Source organism: Streptomyces aureus (assembly GCF_001418135.1).
Classification (GTDB): domain Bacteria; phylum Actinomycetota; class Actinomycetes; order Streptomycetales; family Streptomycetaceae; genus Streptomyces; species Streptomyces aureus_A.
On the sequence record NZ_LIPQ01000454.1, the window covers coordinates 1 to 4,582 of the forward strand.

5 protein-coding genes are annotated in these 4,582 nt (G+C 71.9%); 4 read left to right on the forward strand and 1 reads right to left on the reverse strand.

The window, feature by feature from the left end; translation table 11 throughout:
- On the reverse strand, positions 1 to 343 hold a 343-nt coding region (locus AOK00_RS30480; protein ID WP_173861679.1), incomplete at its 3' end, for a helix-turn-helix domain-containing protein.
- A 164-nt stretch (positions 344 to 507) separates the two neighbouring features.
- Between AOK00_RS30480 and AOK00_RS30485 the strand changes: the two genes are divergently transcribed.
- The 4 genes from AOK00_RS30485 to AOK00_RS30500 all read left to right on the forward strand — a co-directional run bounded on the left by AOK00_RS30485 (position 508) and on the right by AOK00_RS30500 (position 4,578).
- Positions 508 to 1,116, forward strand: coding sequence for a hypothetical protein (locus AOK00_RS30485; RefSeq protein ID WP_055603444.1), 609 nt, complete (start codon positions 508 to 510; stop codon positions 1,114 to 1,116).
- 193 nt (positions 1,117 to 1,309) lie between these two features.
- Entirely contained in the window at positions 1,310 to 2,350 is a 1,041-nt protein-coding gene (locus tag AOK00_RS30490) for a hypothetical protein (RefSeq protein ID WP_055603445.1), read from the forward strand.
- A gap of 55 nt (positions 2,351 to 2,405) precedes the next feature.
- A complete protein-coding gene (locus tag AOK00_RS30495) occupies positions 2,406 to 3,566 on the forward strand; it encodes a trypsin-like serine peptidase (protein ID WP_055603446.1) in 1,161 nt (386 codons plus the stop codon).
- Positions 3,567 to 3,915: 349 nt separating this feature from the next.
- Positions 3,916 to 4,578, forward strand: a complete 663-nt coding sequence (locus AOK00_RS30500; RefSeq protein WP_055603447.1) for a hypothetical protein — start codon at positions 3,916 to 3,918, stop codon at positions 4,576 to 4,578.
- Positions 4,579 to 4,582: the final 4 nt, after the last annotated feature.

The window sequence follows — 4,582 nt, forward strand, 5'->3', positions numbered from 1 at the left end:
CCGGGCCGGGCTCGGGCGCCGCCTCCCGTGCGGGCGCGGGCTCCGGGCCGGGCTCGGGCGCCGGCTCCGCGGCGGGTTCCGGTGCCGGAGGGCGGCGGGCGCCGTCCGCGCGGGTCCAGGCCACCTCCAGGGCCCGCCGCTCCTCCTCGTCCGCCCCGCACAGCAGGGCGAGGCGGTCGGCCACGGCGAACTCCTCCGGGACGGTCGCGCCGGAGCAGTAGCGGTGGAGGGTGGACGCGCTGACGCTCAGGCGCCGGCCCAGCGCCTCGTAACTCCTCCCGTCCCGCGCCTTCAGTGCGCGCACGAGCCGCGCGAACTCCTCGACGGCGGCGTCCTTCGGCATTCCATCCCCCTCGACCCTGCGTCCCACCCTTCACGTCCTTGCACGTCAGCGGGGGTGGAATGGTTCCGGGACGGAGGGTGGGCGCGTCACCGTTGCGGGCGGCGGGCGGCCGGCCCGACGCTGGTCGAGCACTGACCGAACGACCCGACGGGGGATCCACCACCATGAACAAGCTCCGTACCGCACTCGCCACCACCGCCGCTGCCGCCCTGGGCCTCGCGGCCCTCGCCACGGCCCCGGCGCAGGCCGCTGCCCAGCCCGCCTTCCTCGCCGCCTCCCAGATGCCGCCGTCGTCGACGCCGTGGACCGCCACCCAGGTCTTCACCGGCGTCCCGGAGAACGGCGGCGCCCTCTGCGCCCCGTACAAGATCCCGGCGCAGAACACCCGCTACCGCGAGTTCAACACCGAGCTCGACACCAACGGCGTCCAGATCACCACCGTCGCCCGCACCGAGGCCGACGCCGTGAAGCTGGTCGACACCCTCCGCAAGGCCCTCGCCGGCTGCGGGCCCCTGCTTGAGCGGCAGAACCCGGGCCTGCACGCCGTCAGCGCCTTCCACGGCAAGCTCGCCGTCGAGGAGGGCGCCTGGGTGTACAGCCTGGACACCGCCGACCCGGAGGTCGGCAACACCGACATCCACCTCTTCTCGGTGGGCCGTGACGGCCGGACCGTCACGTATGTCCGGTGGGGGCAGATGGGCGACCTGGAGGACGCGCCGCTGACGGCCTTCAGGACGACGACCCGTACGGCCGTGAACAAGCTCTGGTCCTGACACAGCGTCACCCTGACGGGAGCTGAACTACCCAGAGTGACAGTGGAGTCGCAGAATACCTCTATTCGGAGGATACTGGGACATGAGTTTCCGACGTCGGCACGCTCGCGCGTCGAGCCGAGCAGCCCATCCGTCATCAGACCGGTACCGGTCGGGGGGGACCATTTCTGAATGTGATGCGAAAGGACGCGTCATGGAACTCGAATCTCTCCCCCTCGAATCCCTGCCCGACGAGGTCGTCGCCCAGATCGAAGTGCGGGACCGCTGGAGGCGCGCAACGGCCGCCAGTGGCCTGGAGTTCCTCGTCACCGACATCGGGAGGTGGCCCCTGGGCAAGACGGTGCGGGTCGCGTTCCTCGACGGGAACAACCAGCTGCACGCGGACATCGCGGGAGCGACGAAGCAGATCACCGACGCCTGCAACCTGACACTCGACTTCGGGCAGAACGGCGGGGGCGGAACGTTCCGGCGATGGAAGACGTCGGACACCGCCCTCGCCGCCGAGATCCGGGTCAGCTTCGACCTGCCGGGCTTCTTCTCCCTGGTGGGCACCGACAGCACGGACAGCGCCATCGGCGCGGGAGGAGGACCGGTCGGAGGCAACCCCGGCCAGCGCAGCCTGAACCTCGGGCGGTTCGCGACGAACAGGCCCGCCCAGTGGGAGGGCACCGTGCGGCACGAGTTCCTGCACGCACTGGGGTTCCACCACTCCCACCAGAACATGCGCGGCACCTGCGAGGGCGAGTTCCGCTGGGAGGACGAGGTCGGGTACGTCCCCACGCAGAACCCGGCCGGGGTCTTCGTGGCGGACGCACAAGGCCGGCTCCCCGGCATCTACACCTTCCTCGCGGGTGAGCCGAACAAGTGGCCGCGCGCGAAGGTGGACCACAACCTGCGCACCGTGGACGCCCCGGACCTCCTCTCCGGACCCTTCGACACGAGGTCCGTGATGCTGTACCGGTTCCCGGCGTTCTTCTACAAGTCCACCCCCAGCAGCTGCGCGCCGGCCGGCGACGGGCAGAACCTGTCGGCCGGAGACAAGCGCGGGCTCGACCTGCTGTACCCGCACACCTCGGACGGGCTGGCGGACCGTCAGGCCCGTGCCGGCGCGGTCCTTGAGTCGCTCGGAGCCGGTCCCGAGGGGCTTCCCGGCGCGAACGGCGGCGACCTGGCCAAGGTGTACCGCAGCCGGGTCGAGGAGCTGGCGACCGCCCAGGCCGCGGGCGTCCACTGACCCCGGCCGAGCGCCGGGGAACGGAATCGAGGACCGAGCCGAGCAGGGGGACACCATGTCCGCCGGCAGCACCTACGAGCGGCTCCTCGGCGAGTCGCAGAGCGGAGGACTCGAGGACGCCGGCGGGGGTGGCGTGCCGGGTCCGCCGGATCCCGAGCGCCTGATCGCCCGACTGTCCGACGAGGTCGGCTGGCTTGAGGAGCATCTCGGGAGGACCGCCGATCCGGCGGCGCGGGAGGCACTGATGAGCGGCGCCGCACAGGCGCTGGGGGAGGTCGCCGACCGGGGAACCGATGCCCGGCTCGGCAGGGGGGACATCGCGAGGCTGGAGGCCGTCGTCCACAGCGACGGAACGCGCCCGGTGCTCTTCGTCGAGAACGACTTCTTCGACGTCGAGGCACCGGCGGCGGCGGGCTGGGCCGCTTCCCTGTCGGTGATCCAGGCCGAGCTCCGCACCGTCTGCCGGGCGGTCGGCCGGGTGAACGACCCCCACTCGCTCCTCGGCTACCAGGGCACGGCGTGGGCGATCGACGACGGCGTCGTCGTGACGAACTACCACGTCCTGGAGGTCATCTCCACGCATCCCTCCCGCTCCGACGGGACGTTCGGCGGGGAGCTCAAGCCCGGTGTGACGGTCGACTTCGGTGCGGAGGTCGGCGGCGGGCCTCCGGACCGCGTCTTCCCGGTCGGCCGTGTCCTGGGCGTGGGGCGCGCGGGGGCGCCCGAATGTGCCCACCCGACGGTCAGGGGGGTCAACTTCGACGGCCTCGACCTGGCGGTACTGGAGCTCGAACCCGTGAGAGGACGGCCGTTCCCAGCCCCGGTCCAGGTGGCCCGAGGCGACGACACGACAACGCAGGGAGCGCTCGCCTCCCGTGGGCGCGGTGTCTACGTCGTCGGCTTCCCCGGCAACGCGGCCTCGACGACGCCGGACGTCTTCGCCGAACTGTTCGCCGGGGTCAAGGGCGTGAAGCGCCTCACCCCAGGGGTGCTCACCGAGGGCCGGGGCGAGGTGGACAAGGACGAACGGAGCTGGATCATCAGCCATGACGCCAGCACCCTCGGCGGCAGCTCCGGGTCGCTCGTCGTCGATCTCGAAGCCGGGGGCCGGAAGGTCCTCGGCCTGCACTTCGCCGGGGTGCCCGACCGTGTGAACTGGGCCCACGGCCTCGAAGGGGCGACACCCGAACTGGCCGCCGTGATACCGGGGTGGTGATTCCGGTGACGGAGTCCTGGGCCGACGACATCCTTCGCGTGGCGGGGTCCATCACGCGCGACATCCCGCGCATCCGGGCCATCCTGGATCAGCTCGGGATCCGCAACGTCGACTACGAGGATCCCGACGACTACGTGCCGAGCGCGATCGCCAACGCGCTGGGCCGGGGGAAGCTCGTCGCGTTCGAGGCCGCCCTGGCCAAGGCGGACCTGATCACCGACGGGCCCGCCGACATCAGCGGGACGCTGTTCAAGCGCCTCGCCGAACTCCACTCCTTCGTCGCGCCCGCCCACACACCCGTCGATGCCCGCGTGGCCGCGCGGCGCCTCCTCCTCGCCTCCGACATCGTGTGCCGGATCGAAGCCGGCTCCCGGCGTGGAACCGGCCTCCTCTCGACCAGACGGGCGCCGCGCTCTTCCCGGACGTCGCCGGCCTGCTCGTGCCGGACCCCGGAGTCATGCGGGCCTTCGGGTACCTCACGCTCGACCACGCCTTCACCGATGTGGCGCAGGAGCTCGACGAGCTCGCCGAGCGGGCGCGCACGGCACGTCCCGGGTCCCCCGACGATCTGCGCTCGCATGACGTCCTCGGCCGTTTCGCCGGGCGTATCGCGAGGCGGAGGTACGAGGCGGACGTCCTCCTTCGCCCGATCCGGCCCGACGCCCTGACGGCCCTGCGCGGGGACAACCCCGAACTGCGGCCGGCCATCAGGAAGGTGCTCCACGACGTGGCACCCGACGACGCGTGGCTGAAGTCGCTCGGGGAGCTCGCGACCGCGCTGCTGCCGATTCCGGTGGCCGATCTGCGCCCCGACGCTCTGCCGCTCCTGAGCGAGTCCGGTGCCCGGTCCGCGTTCGTGACGCTGGTGGAGTACGTCGACCGTTCACGGGTCATGAGCTGTTTCCTGTCCGGTGCGAGGCAGCGGCATCCCGACCCGCGCCTGGACGCCCTCGTCCGTGGATTCGACCGCTGGGACGACGCGCACCGGACCCTTCTGGAGGGGCTCGGCTGAGGGG